Annotated in this window: 19 protein-coding genes and 1 pseudogene; 10 read left to right on the forward strand and 10 right to left on the reverse strand. The window is 65.1% G+C overall.

What is annotated here, in order from left to right; all coding sequences use genetic code 11:
• Positions 1-236, reverse strand: a 236-nt coding sequence (locus tag LC092_RS19960) for a hypothetical protein (protein ID WP_224809379.1), incomplete at its 3' end; no start/stop codon positions are given.
• A gap of 213 nt (positions 237-449) precedes the next feature.
• Between LC092_RS19960 and LC092_RS19965 the strand changes: the two genes are divergently transcribed.
• Positions 450-869 (forward strand): DUF2852 domain-containing protein, encoded by a 420-nt coding sequence (locus LC092_RS19965; protein ID WP_224809380.1) that lies wholly within the window; start codon positions 450-452, stop codon positions 867-869.
• Positions 870-998: 129 nt separating this feature from the next.
• Here LC092_RS19965 and LC092_RS19970 read toward each other — a convergent pair.
• The 5 genes and pseudogenes from LC092_RS19970 to LC092_RS19990 all read right to left on the reverse strand — a co-directional run bounded on the left by LC092_RS19970 (position 999) and on the right by LC092_RS19990 (position 6,266).
• Positions 999-1,737, reverse strand: a pseudogene (locus LC092_RS19970) (transposase).
• Positions 1,738-1,855: 118 nt separating this feature from the next.
• Positions 1,856-3,394, reverse strand: coding sequence for a tripartite tricarboxylate transporter permease (locus LC092_RS19975; protein ID WP_224809381.1), 1,539 nt, complete (start codon positions 3,392-3,394; stop codon positions 1,856-1,858).
• A gap of 3 nt (positions 3,395-3,397) precedes the next feature.
• The gene (locus tag LC092_RS19980) at positions 3,398-3,904 is read right to left on the reverse strand and encodes a tripartite tricarboxylate transporter TctB family protein (protein ID WP_224809382.1); all 507 of its coding nucleotides are present in this window, start codon (positions 3,902-3,904) and stop codon (positions 3,398-3,400) included.
• Positions 3,905-3,985: 81 nt separating this feature from the next.
• Positions 3,986-4,966, reverse strand: a complete 981-nt coding sequence (locus tag LC092_RS19985) for a tripartite tricarboxylate transporter substrate binding protein (RefSeq protein ID WP_224809383.1) — start codon at positions 4,964-4,966, stop codon at positions 3,986-3,988.
• Positions 4,967-5,183: 217 nt separating this feature from the next.
• Positions 5,184-6,266 (reverse strand): ABC transporter substrate-binding protein, encoded by a 1,083-nt coding sequence (locus tag LC092_RS19990; RefSeq protein ID WP_412103623.1) that lies wholly within the window; start codon positions 6,264-6,266, stop codon positions 5,184-5,186.
• 146 nt (positions 6,267-6,412) lie between these two features.
• On the opposite strand from LC092_RS19990, the gene LC092_RS19995 reads away from it, so the two are divergent.
• Together LC092_RS19995 and LC092_RS20000 are read left to right on the forward strand one after the other, a co-directional pair.
• Positions 6,413-7,078 carry a response regulator transcription factor gene (locus LC092_RS19995; protein WP_224809386.1) on the forward strand — a complete coding sequence of 222 codons (666 nt, stop codon included), beginning with the start codon at positions 6,413-6,415 and terminating at the stop codon, positions 7,076-7,078.
• Between the two features lie 4 nt (positions 7,079-7,082).
• Positions 7,083-8,552: a sensor histidine kinase gene (locus LC092_RS20000; RefSeq protein ID WP_412103624.1), complete on the forward strand. Its 1,470-nt coding sequence runs from the start codon at positions 7,083-7,085 to the stop codon at positions 8,550-8,552.
• Positions 8,553-8,570: 18 nt separating this feature from the next.
• Here the strand turns inward: LC092_RS20000 and LC092_RS20005 are convergent, their stop codons facing one another.
• From LC092_RS20005 to LC092_RS20020, 4 genes are read right to left on the reverse strand one after another with little or no spacing between them, the layout of a single operon-like run.
• On the reverse strand, positions 8,571-9,389 hold the full coding sequence (locus LC092_RS20005; RefSeq protein ID WP_224809390.1) for a citryl-CoA lyase: 819 nt from the start codon (positions 9,387-9,389) through the stop codon (positions 8,571-8,573).
• Positions 9,386-10,582: a CaiB/BaiF CoA transferase family protein gene (locus LC092_RS20010; protein ID WP_224809392.1), complete on the reverse strand. Its 1,197-nt coding sequence runs from the start codon at positions 10,580-10,582 to the stop codon at positions 9,386-9,388. Before LC092_RS20010 ends, LC092_RS20005 begins: the two co-directional genes overlap by 4 nt.
• Before the next feature lie 48 nt (positions 10,583-10,630).
• Positions 10,631-12,187, reverse strand: a complete 1,557-nt coding sequence (glpD, locus tag LC092_RS20015; RefSeq protein WP_224809394.1) for a glycerol-3-phosphate dehydrogenase — start codon at positions 12,185-12,187, stop codon at positions 10,631-10,633.
• On the reverse strand, positions 12,187-13,017 hold the full coding sequence (locus tag LC092_RS20020) for a DeoR/GlpR family DNA-binding transcription regulator (protein WP_224809396.1): 831 nt from the start codon (positions 13,015-13,017) through the stop codon (positions 12,187-12,189). Before LC092_RS20020 ends, glpD begins: the two co-directional genes overlap by 1 nt.
• A gap of 189 nt (positions 13,018-13,206) precedes the next feature.
• Here LC092_RS20020 and LC092_RS20025 point away from each other — a divergent pair, with 189 nt between their 5' ends.
• The 7 genes from LC092_RS20025 (at position 13,207) to LC092_RS20055 (ending at position 19,788) form a co-directional block, all read left to right on the forward strand.
• Complete coding sequence (locus LC092_RS20025) at positions 13,207-14,943, forward strand: ABC transporter substrate-binding protein (protein WP_224809398.1); 1,737 nt, start codon at positions 13,207-13,209, stop codon at positions 14,941-14,943.
• A 158-nt stretch (positions 14,944-15,101) separates the two neighbouring features.
• On the forward strand, positions 15,102-16,169 hold the full coding sequence (locus LC092_RS20030; protein ID WP_224809400.1) for an ABC transporter ATP-binding protein: 1,068 nt from the start codon (positions 15,102-15,104) through the stop codon (positions 16,167-16,169).
• 15 nt (positions 16,170-16,184) lie between these two features.
• On the forward strand, positions 16,185-17,264 hold the full coding sequence (locus LC092_RS20035; protein ID WP_224809402.1) for an ABC transporter ATP-binding protein: 1,080 nt from the start codon (positions 16,185-16,187) through the stop codon (positions 17,262-17,264).
• A gap of 14 nt (positions 17,265-17,278) precedes the next feature.
• Positions 17,279-18,142 carry a carbohydrate ABC transporter permease gene (locus tag LC092_RS20040; protein WP_224809404.1) on the forward strand — a complete coding sequence of 288 codons (864 nt, stop codon included), beginning with the start codon at positions 17,279-17,281 and terminating at the stop codon, positions 18,140-18,142.
• A 13-nt stretch (positions 18,143-18,155) separates the two neighbouring features.
• Positions 18,156-18,956 carry a carbohydrate ABC transporter permease gene (locus tag LC092_RS20045; RefSeq protein ID WP_029058289.1) on the forward strand — a complete coding sequence of 267 codons (801 nt, stop codon included), beginning with the start codon at positions 18,156-18,158 and terminating at the stop codon, positions 18,954-18,956.
• Between the two features lie 27 nt (positions 18,957-18,983).
• Positions 18,984-19,298 (forward strand): DUF2160 domain-containing protein, encoded by a 315-nt coding sequence (locus LC092_RS20050; RefSeq protein ID WP_224809406.1) that lies wholly within the window; start codon positions 18,984-18,986, stop codon positions 19,296-19,298.
• A 91-nt stretch (positions 19,299-19,389) separates the two neighbouring features.
• Positions 19,390-19,788 carry a Rap1a/Tai family immunity protein gene (locus tag LC092_RS20055; RefSeq protein WP_224809408.1) on the forward strand — a complete coding sequence of 133 codons (399 nt, stop codon included), beginning with the start codon at positions 19,390-19,392 and terminating at the stop codon, positions 19,786-19,788.
• The last annotated feature ends 172 nt before the right edge of the window (positions 19,789-19,960 follow it).

Consider the following 19,960-nt stretch of genomic DNA (forward strand, 5'->3'; position numbering starts at 1 on the left):
CCAAACCCCGGCGCCGCCGTCGTTGTTGGACGTATATAGTCACCACCAACTCCAACCGTCAAGCGACTTCCCGAAAAAAAATCCAAACTCCAAAAAATCACCCAATCCACAAACACCAATCTGGGGAAAACAAAACCCAATACCCGCAAAAACACAAACCAAATCAACAAACTAACAATCCACAGACACAAAATACTCAAACCAAAATCATACAAATCAAACCAAACAACAGACACTGAAAGGCATCAAATCCCGGCGCGCAACGATATCAAACCGACATGGAACGGCCTTACCTTGCGCCGCTTCCCCCGCCACGTCCCTCCTGAGACGGCGAGCCACGCGTATGGCAACCAGGCCGGTGGAGCGTTGCCGAATTGAGGGTTTCTTGCATCCCCGGTGTGCGCTCCCCACATCTTGAGGGTCGACAACACTGTATGGAGCACACCGCAATGACCTGTTCCTCCACTTTGAAACCCGGCTGGTCGCCGATGACCATCGGGCTGATGGTTCTCGGTTTCATCGTCTTCTGGCCGCTCGGCCTGGCGATGCTGGCCTATATCCTGTGGGGCGACCGGTTCCACGGCATGGCGCGCGATGCGCGGCACCAGTGGGACCAAAGCCCGATGAAGCGCAGCTTTCAGACCGGCGACTTCCAGCCGCATGGCTATGGCAGAACCGGCAATGTCGCCTTTGACGACTACCGCGCCCGCGAATTGAAGCGTCTCGAGGAAGAACGCGCCCGGCTCGATACGATGCGCGCCGAGTTCGACGACTTCCTGCGCGAATTGCGCCGGGCCAAGGACCAGGACGAGTTCGACCGATTCATGGCCAAAAAGGGTCACGGACCGGCGAGCACCACCGCCACCTGACGGCCGGTTTCGGACGCAGCCCATTTTCCGGCGCGCCACAGACAGGCGACGACACATACAAAGCCGCTGAGCGATCCGCGGCTTCAGACTGCTGACAAACCCCGTCGTTTTGGCGGGGTTTTTCTTCGTTCAGGTTTCGGGATGTTTTTGAGTTGGGGTTTGGGGGCGGTTTGGGGACGCGCGGCCTTGCGCCGGTGTTGGGTGGGATTTTGCGGTCAGCGCCACTGCGATCTTCTTGATGTCTTGAGCGGTGGCGGCGAGGAGGCATTGCACCTGCACCATCCACAGACATCAAAGCCGTGCGTGCGATGACCGTGAAGCTGTTTGGCGTCGACGCGGTCGCGGGTGAGCGGCCCGGACAGGACAGGGGGCGTCCGCTGCGCCCTGGCGTTTGAGGTACAGGAGGCGAGACGCGGGCAGGCCTTGCAGACGGCGGGGCCGGAGTTGTAGTGGCGGTATCCGTTCCGCTCGGTCGTGGCGTAGGCGGGCATTTGGCCGTCAGGGCAACGGTGGCCATCGACGGCGCCCTCGTCGGCGAACTGTTTCCTGGGCATCATGCCGAGCGCGGTGGTGTCGGCAGGCTTCAGCCGCAAGACCCAGCGGTAGGCGACGTTCACCTCGATCTCGCGCAGCACCTGGCGTTCCGGCCGGACGCCGAACAGATACCCCACGAACAGGGCCTTGAACATCAAGGTCGCATCGAGCGCCGGGCGACCGTTGTCCGGACAGCAAAGCCCCTCGACACGGCCGTGAATGACCAAAACTCGATCACCGCGTCGAACTTGCGAGGAAGGTGATCCTTCGGAACCAGACTGTCGAGCGTTTCCATCTCGAGGGCCGTCCGATCCGGCGTCGCTTGTCTCAACATAGCTGAGTGAATCAAAAAACCCCGGCAAAAGCCTGGACTTTGTCAGCAGTCCGGCGAATGGCGCGCCCCCAAGGCGCGCCATTCGCTTTTGGCTCCCAGGTTCTGGAGTGCGACCTGCTCAGCCGCCCTCGCCGGCCGCTTCCCGGCGCCGTGCCAGGCTGCGTTTCACGAAGGGCGACAGCATCGGCACGAAGAGCACCAGGGCCGCCGTGACCAGGATCGCGAAGGTCAGCGGGCGCGTCCACAGGAACGCCCAGCTGTCGTTGTTGATGATCAGCGCCCGACGCAGGTTTTCCTCCATCATGCCGCCCAGAATGAAGCCGAGCAGCATCGGCGCCATCGGCATGTCCAGCAGTCTGAGCACCAGGGCGCCGGCGGCGAAGATCACCATCAGCTGGATGTCGAAGGTGTTGAACGACACGAAATAGACGCCGATCAGGGAGAAGAACAGGATCATCGGCACCAGCACCGTGTGCGGCAGCGCCAACACGCGGGCGATATAGGGGATCAGCGGCAGGTTCAGCACCAGCAGGATCACATTGCCGAGATACATCGAGATGATCACCGACCAGAACACCTCGGGGTTTTCCACGAAGAGCCTCGGCCCCGGCTGGATGCCGTAGGAGATCAGCGCGCCCAGCATGATCGCGGTCGTTCCCGACCCCGGAATGCCGAGGGTGAGCAGCGGCACGAAGGAGCCGGAGCAGGCGGCATTGTTGGCTGTCTCCGGCGCGGCGAGGCCGCGAACGGAACCTTTTCCGAATTCGCGGCCCTTCTCCGGTCCGGCGATCCGCTGCTCCATGCCGTAGGCGAGAAAGGAGGCGATGGTCGCGCCGGCACCCGGCAGCACGCCGACGAGGAAGCCGAGCACGGAAGAGCGCCCGATCACCGGCACCATTTCCCTGACCTCCTCGCGTGACAGTTTCATCGAGCCGAGATTGGCGTTCGCGTCCTTCTCGCGGATCTTCTCTTCCTCGGTCTTGGGCTTCAGCACCGACATCAGCGCCTCCGACAGCGCAAAGGTCGCCATCGCCAATAGCAGAAAGGAGATGCCGTCGATCAGGTCGATGGTGCCGAAGGTGAAGCGCTGGATACCTTGGGTTTCATCCGTTCCGACCGTGGAGAGCATCAGCCCGAACACGGTCATCAAGAGGGCCTTGAGGACATTGCCGCGTCCGGCGAAGGCGGCCACCGCCGTCAGCCCGAGCACCATCAGCGCGAAATAGTCGGTCGACTGGAAGGCAAGCGAGACGACGGCGAGCGACGGCGCCGCGATCAGCAGGAACACTGCGGCGATGGTGCCGCCGGAAAATGACGAATAGGCGGCGATCGCCAGCGCCTTGCCGGCATGGCCTTTCTTGGCCATCGGATAGCCGTCGAAGGCGGTCGCGACGGTGCCGGCGACGCCCGGCGCGTTGATCAGGATGGACGAGGTCGAGCCGCCGAAGATTGCGCCGTAATAGACGCCGGCCATCAGGATCAGGCCGGTTGCCGGATCGAAGCCGTAGGTGATCGGGATCATCAGCGCGATGGCCGAGATCGGTCCGAGGCCCGGCAACATGCCGATGAAGGTGCCGGCGAAACAGCCGACGGCGACCATCAGGATGTTCAACGGGGAGGCCGCGGTGCTGAGACCGGTAAGAATGCCGTCAAGCATGGTCTATCTCCCGATGAACGTGGGCAGGGGCGCGATATAGACGTCGAGAAACTGCGTCATCAGCACCCAGAAGAAGACGGTCACGCCGACCGAGACGCTGAGCGCCATCACATGGCGGCGTTCGCCGAGAATGAGCATCGAGGTGACCAGGAACAGCGTGGTGGCGAGCAGGAAGCCGAGGGGCCGCACGGCAAGTCCGTAGAAAACCATCACCACGCAGAGCATGGCGACCTTGCCGAGCGGAAATCCCAGTCCCGGCACCCGCGTGAGCAGGCGCTTCATGTTGGCCCGCCACGCTGCGTCATCGTCGCGGGCAGTTCCGCGAAGCGGCTTGAGCAACAGCGCCAGCGACAGCAGGACGCCGAGGATGGAGAGCGCTTGCGGCAAGGTGCGGGCGGTAAAGGCCTGGTTGGCCTGGAACGGCAGCAGCGGGATGTTGAAGATCATCGCGCCGTAGCCGAGCGAAAAGGCGAGCATGATCAGCGCGCCGATACGATCGCGGGTCAGCATGACGGAAAAGCCGATCGGTTGGATGTGGGCTGTCGGTCGAAAAAAGGGCGCGGACCGTGATCCGCGCCCCGTCTCGATTGATCAGAGGAAACCGAGTTCGGTCATCAGATCGGAGATTTCCTTTTCCTGCTTTTCCAGGAAGGCGGAGAAATCCTCGCCCGGGTTGAAGATGTTCACCCAGCCGTTGCGGGCGCGCACGGCTTCCCACTCCTCGGTCTTGTACATCGCCTCGAAGGCATCGATATACGCCTGCTGCTTCTCCGCGCTGAGGCCCGGAGCCGCGAAGAACCCGCGCCAGTTGACGAACTCGGTGCCGGTCGCGCCGGCCTCGTCGCAGGTCGGGACGTCCTTGGCGACATCGAGGCGCGCCGTGGAAGTCACGCAGAGAATGCGCACCTGATCCTGCTTGGCCAGTTCGACCGCCTCGCCAAAGCCGGTGGACAGCGCCTGGATTTCACCAGAAAGCAGGCCGGCCATGGCCTTGCCGCCGGCATCATAGGGGACGTATTTGACGTCGGTCGGGTTGCCGCCGGCGTTCTTCATCACCATTGCCACGACCACATGGTCCATGCCGCCGGCGACCGAGCCGCCGCCGATGGAAACCTTGGTCGGATCGGCCTTGAACGCGCTCGACAGCTGGGCAAAATCCTGAATGTCGCTGTCGGTGTTCACCACGAGGGCCGCATAGTCGCCGATGGTGCTGGCGACCGGGGTCAGGTCGCGGAACGACTGCGGAAACACCTTCTGCAGCGAACGGATGACGATCGGCGTGGAATTGACCATCAGCGTGTCGTCGGCCGAACCGGCGATCTCGATGAGATGGGCGATGGCCTTGCCGCCGCCGCCGCCGGACATGTTCTCAAAGGAGGCCTGGCCGACGATGCCCGCCTTGGTCAGGGCCTCGCCCGTACCGCGGGCCGTGCCGTCCCAGCCGCCGCCGGCGCCGCCGGGGATCAGGAAGTGGATGGATTCAATGTCTGCGGCCTGCGCGGAACTTGCGCCGAAGGCAAGGCCAAGGGCTGCAACCGCGGCGACGAGGCCACGCCTGGTGGAAATTGTCATGTGTCGTCCTCCCGTCGTCGCCCGCGGGCCGGGTGTCGGCCCGCTGCTGGCGACGATGTCCTGTCAGTGCGAGTGTGACGCGCCGTGACCGGGGGCGTTCCTCCCGTCCCGGCCGGGCGCGCGGAATGCCGTAGCGGCAGTCGCAGGATGACAATGACACAGCTGTCTGACGCGAAGCTGTCGTTGCGGTGCAAAAATGATTGTGCAGCGCACGCGTTTATTGCACGCGCAGGGCGCGGTTCCAGCGGTCGATCAGGCGTTGGCGCTTGACCTGGTCGAGATAGACGACCAGCGCCGGTCCGACCGGGATCGGCCGCAGCCTCGTGCCGTAGAGGTCACGCATGCCGGCCGCGGTGTTCGGCCCGGCGAGATCCGGGTGAAGCGCCGGAAGGCCGACATCGCGCGACAGGATCGTCTGTCCGACGCGCGACAGCAGGAAATCGAGAAAGGCCGCGCCAAGGTCGGGAGAGGCGGCGGATCTCGGCACCAGGCCGGTGCGCGACATCACGACGGTGTAGTCCTCGGGCAGCACGATGCCGAGGTCGGGCGCGGTCCGGGCCCAGGCCTGAGCGTAGGAGCCGAGGATGTTATAGCCAAGGATGAAGCGGCCGTCGGCGACCCGCTCCACGATCGCGGAGGAGTTCGAGTAGAGCTTCACGCCGGCCGCGCCCAGGGCGCTGAACAGCTCCCAGATCCCGCGATTGTGCTCGCCGTCGCGGGCAAGGAAGAACAGCCCGAGACCGGCGCGCTCGACGTCATAGGTGCCGACCCGGCCATAGACCTGGGCCTCGTTTTCCATGAGATAACGCGTCAGGTCGGCGCGCGTGCGCGGCGGCGCCTGTGTCGTGAACGAGGGCTTGTGGTAGAGGATCACCGCCGGCTCGAAGGTCACGCCGTAGACGCTGTGGCGCCATTGCGCCCAACTCGGGATCGCCTCGGCACTGGGCAGGCGGACGGCCTGCGCATAGCCGTCATTGGCGAGTTTGACCTGGAGATCCATCGCCGAGGAAAAGGCAAGATCGGCGGTTTTCCCGTCCCTGTCCGATTCCGAAATTATGCGGGCGTAGATATTCTGGGTCTGCAGTTCATGGAAATCGATGCGGATCGCCGGTCGCTCGGCCTGGAAGGCGGCAAGCAGCGGCAGCGCCATCTGGGAATCGAGCGAGGAGTAGATCGTCAGCACGCGCGCGTCCGGCGACGGGGTCAGCGGTTCCAGGCTGAGCGACGCAGGCTCGGTTTCAGCCAGGACCGGTGCCGTCAGGCAGAAAAGGACGAACAGGGGCAACAACCTTCGCAGCATGGAAGCGAGTATTGCGGCAGTTGTCGCGGACATACAAGCGCCGCAGGGATATCGTGATGCGACACGGCTTGCCCGCGGGGCCGTTGCTGCGGTTAAACTCGCCGCGGCGGTGCGTCGGGCGCTGCCGGCCGGAGCGGGGAGGCTGCGTGCGCATTCTGATCGTGGAGGACAACAAGACCCTGGCCGACGGGCTCGGGCGGATGCTGCGTGACGCCGGTTACGTGGTGGATGCCGTGCATGACCGCGAGGGCGCGGATGCGGCGCTCGCCGCCGGCGGGTTCGATCTCGTCGTCCTAGACCTGTCGCTGCCGGATGGCGACGGCCTTGAGGTTCTCGGCGGGATCCGCGCGAAGGGGACCCCGACGGCCGTTCTCGTGCTGACCGCGCGCGGCGCGCTGGACGAACGCATTCGCGGTCTCGACCACGGCGCGGACGACTATATGACCAAGCCGTTCGAGTTTCCCGAGCTGGAGGCGCGCATTCGCGCCGTGCTGCGGCGGCACGCGGGCGCACGCGGAGGGCGGCTGGAATGCGGCCCGCTGGTGTTCGATCTCGATGCCCGCCAGGCGCTGATCGACGGTGTCGCCCTCGACCTCACCGCGCGGGAACTGAATGTTCTGCAGATCCTGATCGGGCGCAGCGAGCGGGTGGTCTCCAAGCAGCATATCGCCGAACGGCTGACCGCCTTCGACGCGGATATTTCGGAAAATGCGGTCGAGCAATATGTCTCGCGCCTGCGCAAGCGGCTCGAGCCGCATGGCTTGCGCATCCGCACGGCGCGGGGGCTGGGCTATGCGCTCGAGGTCGCCTGAAAGCATGCGGTCCTTGCGCAGGCTGCCCGGACGTCCCGTGCTGCGGTCCCTGTCGGCGCGTCTGCTGTTGTGGCTTCTGGTCCCCTTCAGCCTTCTGGCCGCCATCGGCCTTGTCGACACCTATCGGGAGGCCCGCGAGACCGCCAATGCGGTGCTCGACCGGGTGCTGACGGGCTCGGCCCTTGCCATCGCCGAACGGGTTGCGGTCAACCGCGATGGCGAGATCGAGGTCGATGTGCCCTATGTCGCGCTAGAGATGCTGACAAGTGCGGCCGAGGACCGGGTGTTCTACCGGGTCGAGGGGCCGCCGGGCACCTTCGTTACCGGCTATCGCCAGCTCCCGGTTCCCGCGCCTGGCGAGGCGCCAGAGGTCGCCCGCCAGCCGCGCTTCGCCGATGCGGTGTATCGCGGCGAGCCGATCCGCATGGTCATTCTCACCGGGGCCGCCTCCACGGGGAACCGGTCGGTCGGCTACCGCGTCGCCGTTGCGGAGACGACATCGGCGCGCCGGGCCCTGGCCGAAGACATTCTCTTGCGTTCCGCCGCGCGCCAGACCCTGCTGATCCTGATTGCCGCGACGATCGTCTTCTTTGGCGTTCGCCGCGCGTTGCGTCCGCTGGCGCGGCTGGAGGAGGCGATCGACCGGCGGACCCCGGACGACCTGCGCCCGATCCGCCATGCGGTGCCGCGCGAAGTGGACCGGCTCGTCGGGGCGATCAACGGCTTCATGGGGCGGCTGGCGGATGCGCTGGCGGCGCTGCGCCGCTTCACCGGCAATGCCTCGCATCAGATCCGCACGCCGCTTGCCATCATCCGGACCCAGATCGAGCTGGCGCGCCGCGCGCGCGATCCGCAGGAAATGGCGGCAGCGCTCGATGTCGCCGATGCGGCCGTTGCCCAGAGCGAGCGAACGCTTGCGCAGCTCCTCCTTCTGGCGCGGGTGGACGAGGCCTCCGCCGACCGGCTGACGCTGGAAGAGCTCGATCTCTGCACGCTGGCGCGCACGGTCACGGCCGAACTGGAACCTGTCGCCGCCCGGGCCGGCCTCGACCTCGGCTTCGAGGTGGTGCCTGATGCGCAAGGCCGCGGCTGTCCGCTGGTGCGCGGCCAGCGGATGCTGTTTGCCGAACTCCTGCGCAACCTGATCGAGAACGCCATCGCCTATGCGGGCCGCGGCCGCTCGGCGACGGTGAGGGTCGGCGTCGCTGGCGACGCACAGGTCTTTCTGGAGGTCGAGGACAACGGTCCGGGCATCCCGGCGCGGGATCGTGCCCGCGCGCTGAAACGGTTCGAGCGTCTGACGTCGGAAAACGGACCGCAGGGCGCGGGGCTCGGGCTTGCGATCGTCGACGAGATCGCCCGGCTGATGGGCGCCCGCGTCGAGCTCGTGCCGAGCGACCCTGAGGTGGCGTCCGGCGGCAGGGGCCTCACCGTTCGCATCGTCTTTCCGAGAGTTGCGAAAGCGCGGGCCTGATCGCACGATTGCCGAGGATCAGGGTTTGCCGTCCGGTCCCTCGTAGGTCCAGCGGTGCGCCGGCGGCGTCGGCCCCTTGTTGCGTCCGCCCTGCTGCATCTGTTCCCAGGAATGCGCCAGGATGCCGACGGAGCGCGACAGGCAGAAGAACCCGCGCGCAAGCGGTGCCGGGCAGCCAAGCTCGGCGTAGATCACCGCCGTGGCGCCGTCGATGTTCATCGGCACCGGCCTGCCCTTCTCGTGGAAAAGCACCGCGTCGATCTCCCGCCCGATGGCAGCGAAGGCGCCGGAGACAGCCCCCTCCGCCGTTGCCTGGTCGACGAGTTCAAGCAGGCGCGGCGCGCGCGGGTCGACCGGCTTGTGGAAACGGTGGCCGAAGCCCGGGATGAACCGGCCCTGTGTGGCGCGAAAGGCGGCAAGCCCCTCTGTCGTTGCCTGCCGCAGGTCGCGGCCCGCCTCCTGCCGGTCGGCAATATCGCGGTAGAGCGCGACCGCCTGTTCGCCGGCGCCGCCATGCACGTCGCCCAGCATGTTGACGCCGGTGGCGATGGCGTTGTTGAGCCCGACTCCGCAGGTCGCCGCCATGCGCGCGGCGGCAATCGAGGGCGCCTGCGGGCCGTGATCGACGGCGGCGACGAGCGCTGCCTCGAAAAGGCGCGCGCGGGCGGCGTCAAGCGGCGTGCCCATCACCAGATGCCAGATCATCTGCGGGAAGCTCAGCGCCCCGATCAGCTCCTCGACCGGGAGACCGCGAAAGGCGATGCGTCCCGGCTCCATGTCAATGATCGAGGTGCGCCACCAGTCGGCGACCGGGTCGCGGGTCGGTTCGTCGCTCATATGGCGCCCTCCTGTTCCAGGGATCGAAGGTCGTCGTCGTCCAGTCCAAGCGCCCGGTAGACGTCGGCGTTGTCGCGTCCAAGCACCGGCGGAGGGGTGTCAACGCAAGGCGGCGCTCCATTCACCTTGATGCCGGTGCGCACCGTCTTGATGGCCCGCCCGACGCCGGGCACGTTGGCGAAATCCGCGATCATCCCGCGACCCGCGACCTGCGGCTGGTCCAGCGCTTGCGGTACGGTGAGGATCTCGCCGGAGGGGATGCCGCTGGCGCTGAACAATGCGACCCAGTCGGCGGCATCGCGCGCGGCGAGGCTTTTTTCGATCTCGGCGCGCAGCGCATAGCGGTTGGCCTTGCGGGTCTCGCGCGTTGCGTAGTCGGGATCCGAGAGAAGGTCCGCCCGCCCCAATATCTCGCAGAGCGCCTCCCATTGCTCGTCCTTGTTGGCGGCGATGTTGAGCGCGCCGTCGCGGGCCTGGAAGGCGCCGGAGGGGGCCGATGTGGTGTTTTCGTTGCCATGGGCTGCCGGCGTCTGCCCGGCGATCAGCCAGTTCGACACCACCCAGCCCATGGTGGCGAGCGTTGCCTCCAGCATCGAGACATCGAGGAAGACCGGCGCCGTTCTGGGCCCCGCAAGGCTTGCGGAAATCGCGAAGGCGGCGGTCAGGCCGCCGATGGTGTCGGCCACGGGATAGCCGACCCGCAAGGGCGCGCTTTCGGCGTCGCCCGTCACCGACATCACGCCGGAGAGGCCCTGGACGATCTGGTCGTAGGCCGGCATCGCGCGCATCGGCCCGTCCTGGCCGAAGCCGGAGATCGCGCAATAGACGAGGCGCGGGTTGAGCGGCTTGAGATCGTCGAAGCCGACACCGAGCCGGTCCATCACGCCGGGGCGGAAGTTCTCCACCACCACGTCGGCGGTGGCGACGAGCTTCTTGAACAAAGCGACCCCGGCCGGGGTCTTGAGATTGAGCGTCACGCTCTTCTTGCCGGCGTTCTGCGCGAGGAAAGAGACCCCCATATTGGCGGCATTGAGTGCGGGATCCGCGCCGAGCTGGCGGGCGAGGTCGCCCTTTCCCGGCCGCTCGATCTTGATCACCTCGGCCCCGAAATGCGCCAGCTGATGGCAGCAGAACGGACCGGAGAGCACATTCGTCAGGTCGAGAACGCGGATGCCATCGAGAGAGCCGGCCATGAAATGCCTCGTGCCGTGGTGCGACAAACGTCCCCCGGCGCGAGGAGGTCACGCCCGGCGGGTGTCGCGGGAGGATGTGGTTTCGCTATAGCGGTCCCGCATCCATTGGCCAAGGGCGTCGGCCTGGTTTTGCGACAGATGCAGGCCGAGCTTGGAGCGCCGCCACAACACGTCCTCGGCGCTGCGCGCCCATTCCTGATCCATCAGATAGGCGACTTCCCGCTCGTAAAGGTCGGCGCCGAAATGCCGGCCAAGATCCTCGGTCGTCCGGGCGCCTTCGAGGATTGCGCGCGCGCGCGTCCCGTAATTGCGCGCCAGCCGATGCACGAGCCCGGCCGCCAGGTCCGGATGGGCCGTCTGCAGGTCGCGCACCAGATCCTCAAAGCCGGTCGTCGGAAAATCGCCGCCGGGTAGCGGCGCGGCGCGCGTCCAGGGTTTTCCCATGGCGCCGAGCACGCTCTCCACTTGTTCCAGCACCGAAAACGCCAGTCGGCGATAGGTGGTGATCTTGCCGCCGAAGATGTTCACCAGCGGGGCGTGGTCCGCGCCGCCCGCCCCGGTGTCGAGCTTCAAAACATAGTCGCGCGTCGCCTCCTGCGCCTTGGAGGCGCCGTCGTCGAACAGCGGTCGCACGCCGGAATAGGTCCACACGACATCGTCGCGCTTGATCGGCGTCTTGAAATATTCGCTCGCCGCCGACGCGAGATAGAGGATTTCCTCCTCCGTCGCGGCCACATCGGCCGGATCGCCTTCATAGTCTCGGTCGGTGGTGCCGATCAGCGTGAAGTCCCGCTCATAGGGAATGGCGAAGACGATCCGCCCGTCGGCGTTCTGGAAGATATAGGCGCGGTCGTGGTCGAACAGCTTGCGCACGACGATATGGCTGCCCTGGACAAGCCGCACATTGCGCGCGTCGTTTCGTTTCAGCGCGCTTTCCAGCAGGCGGTCGACCCAGGGGCCGGCGGCATTGACCATCAGCCGCGCGGTGACGTCGCGGGTCGCGCCCGTGTCGGTGTCGCGCAGCGTCGCATGCCAGATGTCGCCCTCGCGCCGGGCCGCGACGACCTGGGTGCGGGTGTTGATCTCCGCGCCCCTGTCGGCTGCGTCGCGCGCATTCAGCGCCACCAGCCGGGCGTCGTCGACCCAGCAGTCGGAATATTCGAAGGCGGTAGAAAATCCGGGCTTCAACGGTTCGCCGGTCGGGTCCTTGCGCAGATCGAGCGTGCGCGTCGCCGGCAGCAGCTTGCGTCCGCCCAGGTGGTCATAGAGAAACAGGCCGAGCCTAAGCAGCCAGCGCGGCCGCAGGCCCTTGGAATGCGGCAGCACGAACCGCAGCGGCCGGATGATATGCGGCGCGATCGACCACAGCAGCTCGCGTTCGCTCAGGGCCTCGCGCACCAGCCGGAACTCGTAGAACTCCAGATAGCGCAGGCCGCCGTGAATGAGCTTGGTCGACCAGGACGAGGTGCCGCTCGCCAGATCGTTCATCTCCGCCAGGCACACGGAATAGCCGCGTCCGGCGGCGTCACGGGCGATGCCGCATCCGTTGATGCCTCCGCCGACGACCAGCAGGTCGTAGTCGGTGTGTTGCGCTTGCGACGCCATCACGCCCCTTCCTGTTCCTGGCCGGCAGAGGGTCCGGGGGTAAACGCGAAGGCGTTCGCGGTCCCGTCGCCGGCGATTTCAATGCGTACGTTGTGCTCGCGGCAGATCTCCGCGACGCTCTCGGGCGGCGCCGTATCGGTTACGAAAATGTCGATTTGCGACAGATGGGCGATGCGCACCGGGGCGCTGCGCTCGAACTTCATCGCGTCGGCGACGAGCAGCGTCTGGCGGGCATGGCTGAGGATCTCGCGCGCGACCCGCACTTCCCGGAAGTCATAGTCGAAGATGGTGCCGTCGGCATCGATTGCGGAGGCGCCGATGACGGCGTAATCCACCTTGAACTGCCGGATGAAGTCCACCGTTGCCTCGCCGACAATGCCGCCGTCGGAGGGGCGCACCTGTCCGCCCGCGATGATCACCTCGACCGCCGGCGCCGAGCGCAGGATATTGGCAACGTTGATGTTGTTGGTGATCGCCATGATACCGTCATGCTGGCGCAGCGCCCGGGCGACCTGCTCCGTGGTCGTGCCGATATTCAGCATGATCGAGGCATTGTCGGGAATGAGCGCGGCGGCCCGCTTGCCGATGAGCTGCTTGGCATCGGAGGCCAGCTGGCGGCGGGCGTCATAGGCGTAGTTCGCAATCCCCGAAGGCAGCACCGCGCCCCCGTGCACGCGCTGCAGCATGCCCCGTTCGCACAATTCGTTCAGATCCTTGCGGATCGTCTGGGGGGTCACGTCGAATTCGCTCGCGAGGCCATCGACGTCGACCCGGCCGGCGCGGCGCGCGCGGTCCAGGATTTCGGACTGGCGGGGCGAAACCGGATCCATTCTGTTGCCTTTCGTTTTCTTTCGCATTGCAGCAAACGTGAGTCTGCAATGATTATTATAAGGCCCGAAACGACTGTTTACGCCAAAATTTGAGCCCAGCGCGCAAAAAATGGCAAGTCAGTTTTCGGGTTGACGTTCACTTTTTTTCGTTTGATAGTCAAGCCGCAGTTTCGCAAGGGAGGAAACCAAATGCGACACAAGATGCTGGCAGCCGTGGCTGCTGCAGCGCTTATCGCGGGTTCGGGGTCGGCTTTCGCCGGACCCGAGGAGGCGAAGAAGTGGATTGATAACGAATTCCAGCCCTCCGCGCTGACGAAAGATCAGCAGATGGCGGAAATGGAATGGTTCATCAATGCGGCCAAGCCCTACGCGGGCCTGGAGATCAACGTGCTGTCGGAGGGTATTCCGACCCACGATTATGAATCCAAGACGCTGACCAAGGCGTTCGAGGAAATCACCGGCATCAAGGTCAACCACCAGATCCTCGGCGAAGGCGAAGTGGTTCAGGCCGTTCAGACGCAGATGCAGACCAACCGCAATCTGTATGATGCCTATGTCAACGACTCCGACCTCATCGGCACGCACTCGCGTCTTCAGCAGGCCGTCAATCTGACGGACTGGATGGCGGGTGCAGGCAAGGATGTCACGTCGCCGACGCTTGATCTCGACGACTTCATGGGGATCAGCTTCACCACCGGCCCGGACGGCGATCTCTATCAGTTGCCCGACCAGCAGTTCGCAAACCTCTACTGGTTCCGCAAGGACTGGTTCGATCGCGAGGACCTGCAGGCCGCCTTCAAGGAAAAATACGGCTACGATCTCGGTGTTCCGGTCAACTGGTCGGCCTATGAGGATATCGCCGAATTCTTTTCCGAGGATGTCAAGGAAATCGACGGCGTTCGCATCTACGGCCATATGGACTACGGCAAGCGCGCGCCGGACCTCGGTTGGCGCATGACCGATGCGTGGCTGTCCATGGCCGGCGCCGGGTCTCCGGGCGAGCCGAACGGCGTGCCGATCGACGAATGGGGCATCCGCATGGAGGAAGGCTCTTGCAATCCCTCGGGTGCTTCGGTGTCCCGCGGTGGCGCGACCAACGGCCCGGCTGCCGTCTATGCCATCCGCAAGTGGGACGAGTGGCTGCGCAAATACGCGCCTCCGGGTGCCGCCGATTACGACTTCTACCAGTCGCTCCCGGCGCTCAGCCAGGGCAACGTCGCCCAGCAGATCTTCTGGTACACGGCGTTCACGGCCTCCATGGTCGCGCCGCAGTCGGAGGGCAACAACACCGTCGATGCCGAGGGCAACCCGCTGTGGCGGATGGCGCCGTCTCCGCACGGTCCGTACTGGCAGGAAGGCCAGAAGGTCGGCTATCAGGACGTGGGCTCCTGGACGATCCTCAAGTCCACGCCCGAGGACCGTGCCAAGGCTGCATGGCTCTACGCCCAGTTCGTCACGTCCAAGACGGTGGACGTGAAGAAGAGCCACGTTGGTCTCACCTTCATTCGTGACTCCACGGTCAACCACGAAAGCTTCACCGAACGCGCTCCGAAGCTCGGCGGTCTGGTGGAGTTCTACCGTTCGCCCGACCGGGTCCGCTGGTCCCCGACCGGCATCAACGTGCCGGACTATCCGAAGCTGGCCCAGCTGTGGTGGCAGCAGATCGGCGACGTCAACTCCGGTGCGTTCACCCCGCAGGAAGCCATGGACCGTCTCGCTGGCGAGATGGACACCATCATGGCCCGCATGCAGCGTGCGGATGAGGCCAATGGCACCTACGGCGGTTGCGGTCCGCGTCTGAACGAGCCCAAGGATCCGTCCGAGTGGCTCGGCAAGGGCGGCGCCAAGGCGAAGCTGGACAACGAAAAGCCGCAGGGCGAGACCGTCAACTACGACGAACTCGTGAAGCGCTGGGCCGAGAAGTGATCACGGCCTGATCACACAGCGGCCCGGGGATATTCCCCGGGCCGCCCTTTCGCGACGTTGATCTCGACGCGAAACACGCCCGTTGGGTAGGCGGACGCGGACTTCGGGCCGCGCAAACCCTGACACCCTCACACGATCCAATGCTGAAGGCGGCAATCATGTCCCTTGAACTGAGGGGCGTCGGTCTGCGGGCAGGCGCCGATATTCATATCCATCCGACCGATCTGGTCTGCGAGCCGGGAAGCTTCAACATCCTGCTTGGCACCACGCTCGCCGGCAAGACGACGATGATGAAGCTGATGGCCGGGCTGGAGCGTCCGACCGCCGGAACCGTCTGGTTCGGCGGCCAGGACGTCACGGGCGTCTCCGTGCGCCGCCGCAACGTGTCGATGGTCTATCAGCAGTTCATCAACTATCCGAACATGAGCGTCTACGAGAACATCGCCTCGCCGCTGCGGGTGGCGAAGATCGACGAGGCGGAGATCAAGCGCCGCGTCGGCACCATGGCCGAATTGCTCAAGCTCTCGCCGATGCTGTCGCGCCGTCCATCGGAGCTTTCCGGCGGACAGCAGCAGCGCACCGCCATGGCCCGCGCGCTCGTCAAGGACGCCGACCTCGTGCTGCTCGACGAACCGCTCGCCAACCTCGATTTCAAGCTGCGCGAGGAGTTGCGGGACGAATTGCCCCGGCTTTTCGCCGACCGCGACTGCATCGTGGTCTATGCCACCACGGAGCCGGTCGAGGCGCTGCTGTTCGGCGGCCATACCGCCTGCCTGCATGAAGGCCGGGTCACCCAGTTCGGCCCGACCGCGGAGGTCTATCGCAATCCGCGCGATCTCGTCAGCGCGCAGGTGTTCTCCGAGCCGCCGATCAATATCGCGTCGGTCACCAAGGCCGGTTCGGTCTTCCGCTTTGGCCAGGATACCGAATTCCCGGCATCGGGGGCCTTCGCAGCGCTTGCCGACGGGGCCTATACGCTCGGCATCCGGCCGCATCATGTCGCGCCGACCCCGGACGGCGACAACCCGGTTCCCGTCGACGGCCATGTGCTCGTCACCGAACTGTCGGGATCGGAGAGCGTCATTCACTTCACCGTGCAGGGCGAGACCTGGGTCTCCCAGTCCCACGGCATTCATCCGTTTGAGGTCGGAACCGATCAGCGGCTTTTCGCCGACATGTCGAAGGCGCTTGTCTTCGACGGCGACGGCCGCCGGATCGAGATCTGAGGAGGGACGCAGGCAATGGCGAAAATCGTTCTCGATACGCTCCGGCATGCCTATATGCCGAACCCGACGCAGGACAGCGACTGGGCGCTGAAGCAGCTGGACCTGGAATGGGAAGACGGCGGCGCCTATGCGCTGCTTGGCCCCTCCGGCTGCGGCAAGACCACGCTGCTGTCGATCATTTCCGGCCTGTTGCGGCCGACGCATGGACGCGTGTTCTTCGACGGGCAGGACGTGACCGATCTGACGCCGGAACAGCGCCACATCGCGCAGGTGTTCCAGTTCCCGGTCGTCTACGACACGATGACCGTCTACGACAATCTGGCCTTCCCGCTGCGCAATCGCGGCGTCGACGAGAAGCACGTGGACCAGAGGGTCCGCGAGATCGCCGGGATGATCGACCTCACCCACATGCTGGACAACCGGGCCGCGGGCCTAACCGCCGACGGCAAGCAGAAGATCTCGCTCGGACGCGGACTTGTGCGCTCGGACGTCAATGCCATCATGTTCGACGAACCGCTGACGGTGATCGACCCGCATCTGAAATGGCAGTTGCGCTCCAAGCTGAAGGAGCTGCACCAGCGCGTCCGCACCACGATGATCTACGTCACCCACGACCAGACGGAGGCCCTGACCTTCGCCGACAAGGTGGTGGTGATGAACCAGGGCGAGGTGGTGCAGATCGGCACGCCGGTGGATCTGTTCGAGCGGCCTCAGCACACGTTCGTCGGCCATTTCATCGGATCGCCTGGCATGAACGTGCTGCCGTGCGAGGTTGCCGACGGTCGCCCCCATGTCGCGGGCATTGCCGTCCAGGCTGGCGGCAGCGGCAACCTGGGCTCGGCATCGGGCAAGCTCGAGGTCGGTGTGCGGCCGGAGTTCGTCCGCTTTGCCGAGGCTGGCGATACCGGCGGACTGCCGGCGCGGGTGGTGAAGGTCAGCGACGCCGGCCGGTTCCGCATCGTCGAGGCTGAGGCCGCCGAAACGCGTATCAAGTTGCTGGTGCCGGAAGGCGGCGACATTCCGCAGGAGCAGGCGCATCTGCTCTTCGATCCCGACCATACAGCCGTCTATCGCGACGGCTGGATCGTGGCCTGAGGCGGGGAAGCAAGATGAACAAGACACACGACAACAAAGCCTGGTTCTTCGTTCTGCCCGTGGTGGCGCTCGTTGCCTTCAATGCGGTCATTCCGCTGATGACGGTAGTCAACTACTCGGTCCAGGAGACCTTCGGCGACAACGTCTTCTTCTGGGCGGGCGTGATGTGGTTCGAGCAGGTGCTCCAGTCGGAGCGCTTTCACGATGCCCTGTTCCGCCAGCTGGCCTTCACTTTCACGATCCTGCTGATCGAGGTGCCGCTCGGCGTCGCCATCGCGCTGACCATGCCGAAGAAGGGGCCTTGGGTGCCGGTCTGTCTCGTGCTGATGGCGCTGCCGCTGCTCATTCCGTGGAACGTGGTGGGGGCGATGTGGAACATCTTCGCGCTGCCCGACATCGGCCTGCTCGGCCGCAGCCTCAACGCGCTCGGCTTCGACTACAATTTCACCCGCCAGCCCGGCGACGCCTGGTTCACGCTGATCCTGATGGATGTCTGGCATTGGACATCTCTGGTGGTTCTGCTCGCCTATGCGGGTCTCGTCTCGATCCCCGACGCCTATTACCAGGCGGCGAAGATCGACGGCGCCAAGCCCTTTGCCGTCTTCCGCTACATCCAGCTGCCGAAGATGAAGCGGGTGCTGACAATCGCCGTGCTGCTGCGCTTCATGGACAGTTTCATGATCTACACGGAACTGTCGGTGCTCACCGGTGGCGGGCCGGGCAACTCGACGACGCTGCTGTCGATCGACCTGGTGAAGATCGCGCTCGGCCAGTTCGATCTCGGACCGGCGGCCGCCATGTCGCTGATCTACTTCCTCATCATTCTCGCGCTCAGCTGGGTGTTCTACACCCTGATGATGCGCAACGAACAACAGTGACGGAGCCAAAGCGATGACACGGACCAGCCGTTACGTCCCGGTGCTGTACATCCTGTTCCTGATGTTGCCGATCTATTGGCTCGTCAACATGTCGTTCAAGACGACGAATGAGATCCTCGGCGAATTCACGCTGTTTCCGCGCGAGTTCACGCTGGAAAACTATGTGACGATCTTCACCGATCCGACCTGGTACATGGGTTATGTCAACTCGATCACCTATGTGGCGATCAACACGGTGATCTCGGTGCTGGTGGCGCTGCCGGCGGCCTATGCCTTCTCGCGCTACCGCTTCCTGGGCGACAAGCACCTGTTCTTCTGGTTGCTGACCAACCGCATGGCGCCGCCGGCGGTCTTCGCCCTGCCGTTCTTCCAGCTCTATTCGGCGGTCGGCCTGTTCGATACCCCGCTTGCGGTCGCCCTGGCGCACACGCTGTTCAACATTCCGCTGGCGGTGTGGATCCTCGAGGGCTTCATGTCCGGCGTGCCGAAAGAGCTCGACGAGACGGCCTATGTCGACGGCCATTCGTTCTGGTCCTTCTTCCTCAAGATCTTCGTGCCGACGATTGCCGCCGGCATCGGCGTCGCCGCTTTCTTCTGCTTCATGTTCTCCTGGGTCGAACTGCTTCTCGCAAAGACGCTGACCTCGGTGGACGCCAAGCCGATCGCCGCGACCATGACCCGAACCGCGAGCACCTCCGGCTATGAACTCGGCCTGCTGGCGGCCGCCGGCACGCTGACCATCATTCCGGGCGCCTTCGTCATCTATTTCGTGCGCAATTACATCGCCAAGGGCTTTGCGCTCGGCCGCGTCTGACGCGTCCTATCAGGGGAGACACTCGTCATGGGTTTGAGCTGGATGGCATGGACGGGGCCGACCGCGGGCTTCTTCATCTTCATCGGGATCTGTTTCGTGGTCATGTCGGTCTGGGAATATGCCTCGCCCGGCGGCGGGCCGCGTCACGGCATTCTCGGACTGGACACCACGCGCGGCGACCGGCTTTTCATCTCGCTGCTCGGCAGCGCCTTCATCTTCCTCGCGTGGCTCGGCTTCGCCGGCCCCTTCGTGCTGGGGCTGCTGGGTCTGGCGGGGCCGATGCTGGCCGTGCCGCTGGTGATCGCGGTGCTTTACGCGATCTGCATTTTCGTCTGGGCTTGACGGGCGCTTGTTGCGCTCCGGCGCAAACTTGCGGTCGGGCGCGACTCGTCCAAGGATTGCCGTTGCGTGATGGCAATCGGGACAGGACGGGATGCAAAAGGTCTTCAGGATACGGATCGTTGCGGCGCTTGCCGGGGCGCTGTGCGCCACAACATCCCCCGCCGGGGCCGCCTCGGCCCATGCCTCAGCTAACACGGGCGGCTGGCAGAGCGGCGAGCAGGTGGCCCGCCTCTGCGCCACCGGGCCTTCGGAAAATCCCGTCGCCGTCACCTTCTGTCTCGGGTACCTGCAAGGCGCGCTCGATGCCTTCCTGATCGGGCGCGCGTCCTGCGTGCCGGCGGGAACGGACGCCAACGGCCTGCGCGAGGCGGTGCTTGCGCACGCCAGCCGCCATCCGGAGCGTGCCAGAGGGCGCGGGCCTGTCTTAGTCTATGACGCGTTCCGCGCGACCTGGCCCGAATGCGCCCATATGCCGGGGCTGACGCGGTAGCGCTCGCAGTTCTCCGCCGCCACAACCAAAAACGCCGGCCCATCGGACCGGCGTCAGACTGCTGACAAACCCGTCGATTTCGGCGGGTTTGTTTTTTTCAGTTTTGGTTCTGAGGTTTTGAGCGGTTTTTGTTCAGGGTTAGGTTGGTCCAGCCACCTCAGGCTGGGGCTTG

Origin of the sequence: Stappia stellulata (genome assembly GCF_020176715.1) — a bacterium.
Classification (GTDB): Bacteria; Pseudomonadota; Alphaproteobacteria; order Rhizobiales; family Stappiaceae; genus Stappia.

Excerpts from the sequence above, each read along its gene's own strand:
- LC092_RS20025 (WP_224809398.1), top strand. The coding sequence starts at position 13,207 with ATGCGACACAAGATGCTGGCAGCCGTGGCTGCTGCAGCGCTTATCGCG.
- LC092_RS20055 (WP_224809408.1), top strand. The coding sequence starts at position 19,390 with ATGCAAAAGGTCTTCAGGATACGGATCGTTGCGGCGCTTGCCGGGGCG.
- LC092_RS20050 (WP_224809406.1), top strand. The coding sequence starts at position 18,984 with ATGGGTTTGAGCTGGATGGCATGGACGGGGCCGACCGCGGGCTTCTTC.
- LC092_RS19985 (WP_224809383.1), bottom strand. The coding sequence starts at position 4,966 with ATGACAATTTCCACCAGGCGTGGCCTCGTCGCCGCGGTTGCAGCCCTT.
- glpD (WP_224809394.1), bottom strand. The coding sequence starts at position 12,187 with ATGGCGTCGCAAGCGCAACACACCGACTACGACCTGCTGGTCGTCGGC.
- LC092_RS20040 (WP_224809404.1), top strand. The coding sequence starts at position 17,279 with ATGAACAAGACACACGACAACAAAGCCTGGTTCTTCGTTCTGCCCGTG.
- LC092_RS20045 (WP_029058289.1), top strand. The coding sequence starts at position 18,156 with ATGACACGGACCAGCCGTTACGTCCCGGTGCTGTACATCCTGTTCCTG.
- LC092_RS19975 (WP_224809381.1), bottom strand. The coding sequence starts at position 3,394 with ATGCTTGACGGCATTCTTACCGGTCTCAGCACCGCGGCCTCCCCGTTG.
- LC092_RS20010 (WP_224809392.1), bottom strand. The coding sequence starts at position 10,582 with ATGGCCGGCTCTCTCGATGGCATCCGCGTTCTCGACCTGACGAATGTG.
- LC092_RS19980 (WP_224809382.1), bottom strand. The coding sequence starts at position 3,904 with ATGCTGACCCGCGATCGTATCGGCGCGCTGATCATGCTCGCCTTTTCG.
- LC092_RS19990 (WP_412103623.1), bottom strand. The coding sequence starts at position 6,266 with ATGCTGCGAAGGTTGTTGCCCCTGTTCGTCCTTTTCTGCCTGACGGCA.
- LC092_RS20000 (WP_412103624.1), top strand. The coding sequence starts at position 7,083 with ATGCGGTCCTTGCGCAGGCTGCCCGGACGTCCCGTGCTGCGGTCCCTG.
- LC092_RS20035 (WP_224809402.1), top strand. The coding sequence starts at position 16,185 with ATGGCGAAAATCGTTCTCGATACGCTCCGGCATGCCTATATGCCGAAC.
- LC092_RS20020 (WP_224809396.1), bottom strand. The coding sequence starts at position 13,017 with ATGGATCCGGTTTCGCCCCGCCAGTCCGAAATCCTGGACCGCGCGCGC.
- LC092_RS20005 (WP_224809390.1), bottom strand. The coding sequence starts at position 9,389 with ATGAGCGACGAACCGACCCGCGACCCGGTCGCCGACTGGTGGCGCACC.
- LC092_RS19965 (WP_224809380.1), top strand. The coding sequence starts at position 450 with ATGACCTGTTCCTCCACTTTGAAACCCGGCTGGTCGCCGATGACCATC.
- LC092_RS20030 (WP_224809400.1), top strand. The coding sequence starts at position 15,102 with ATGTCCCTTGAACTGAGGGGCGTCGGTCTGCGGGCAGGCGCCGATATT.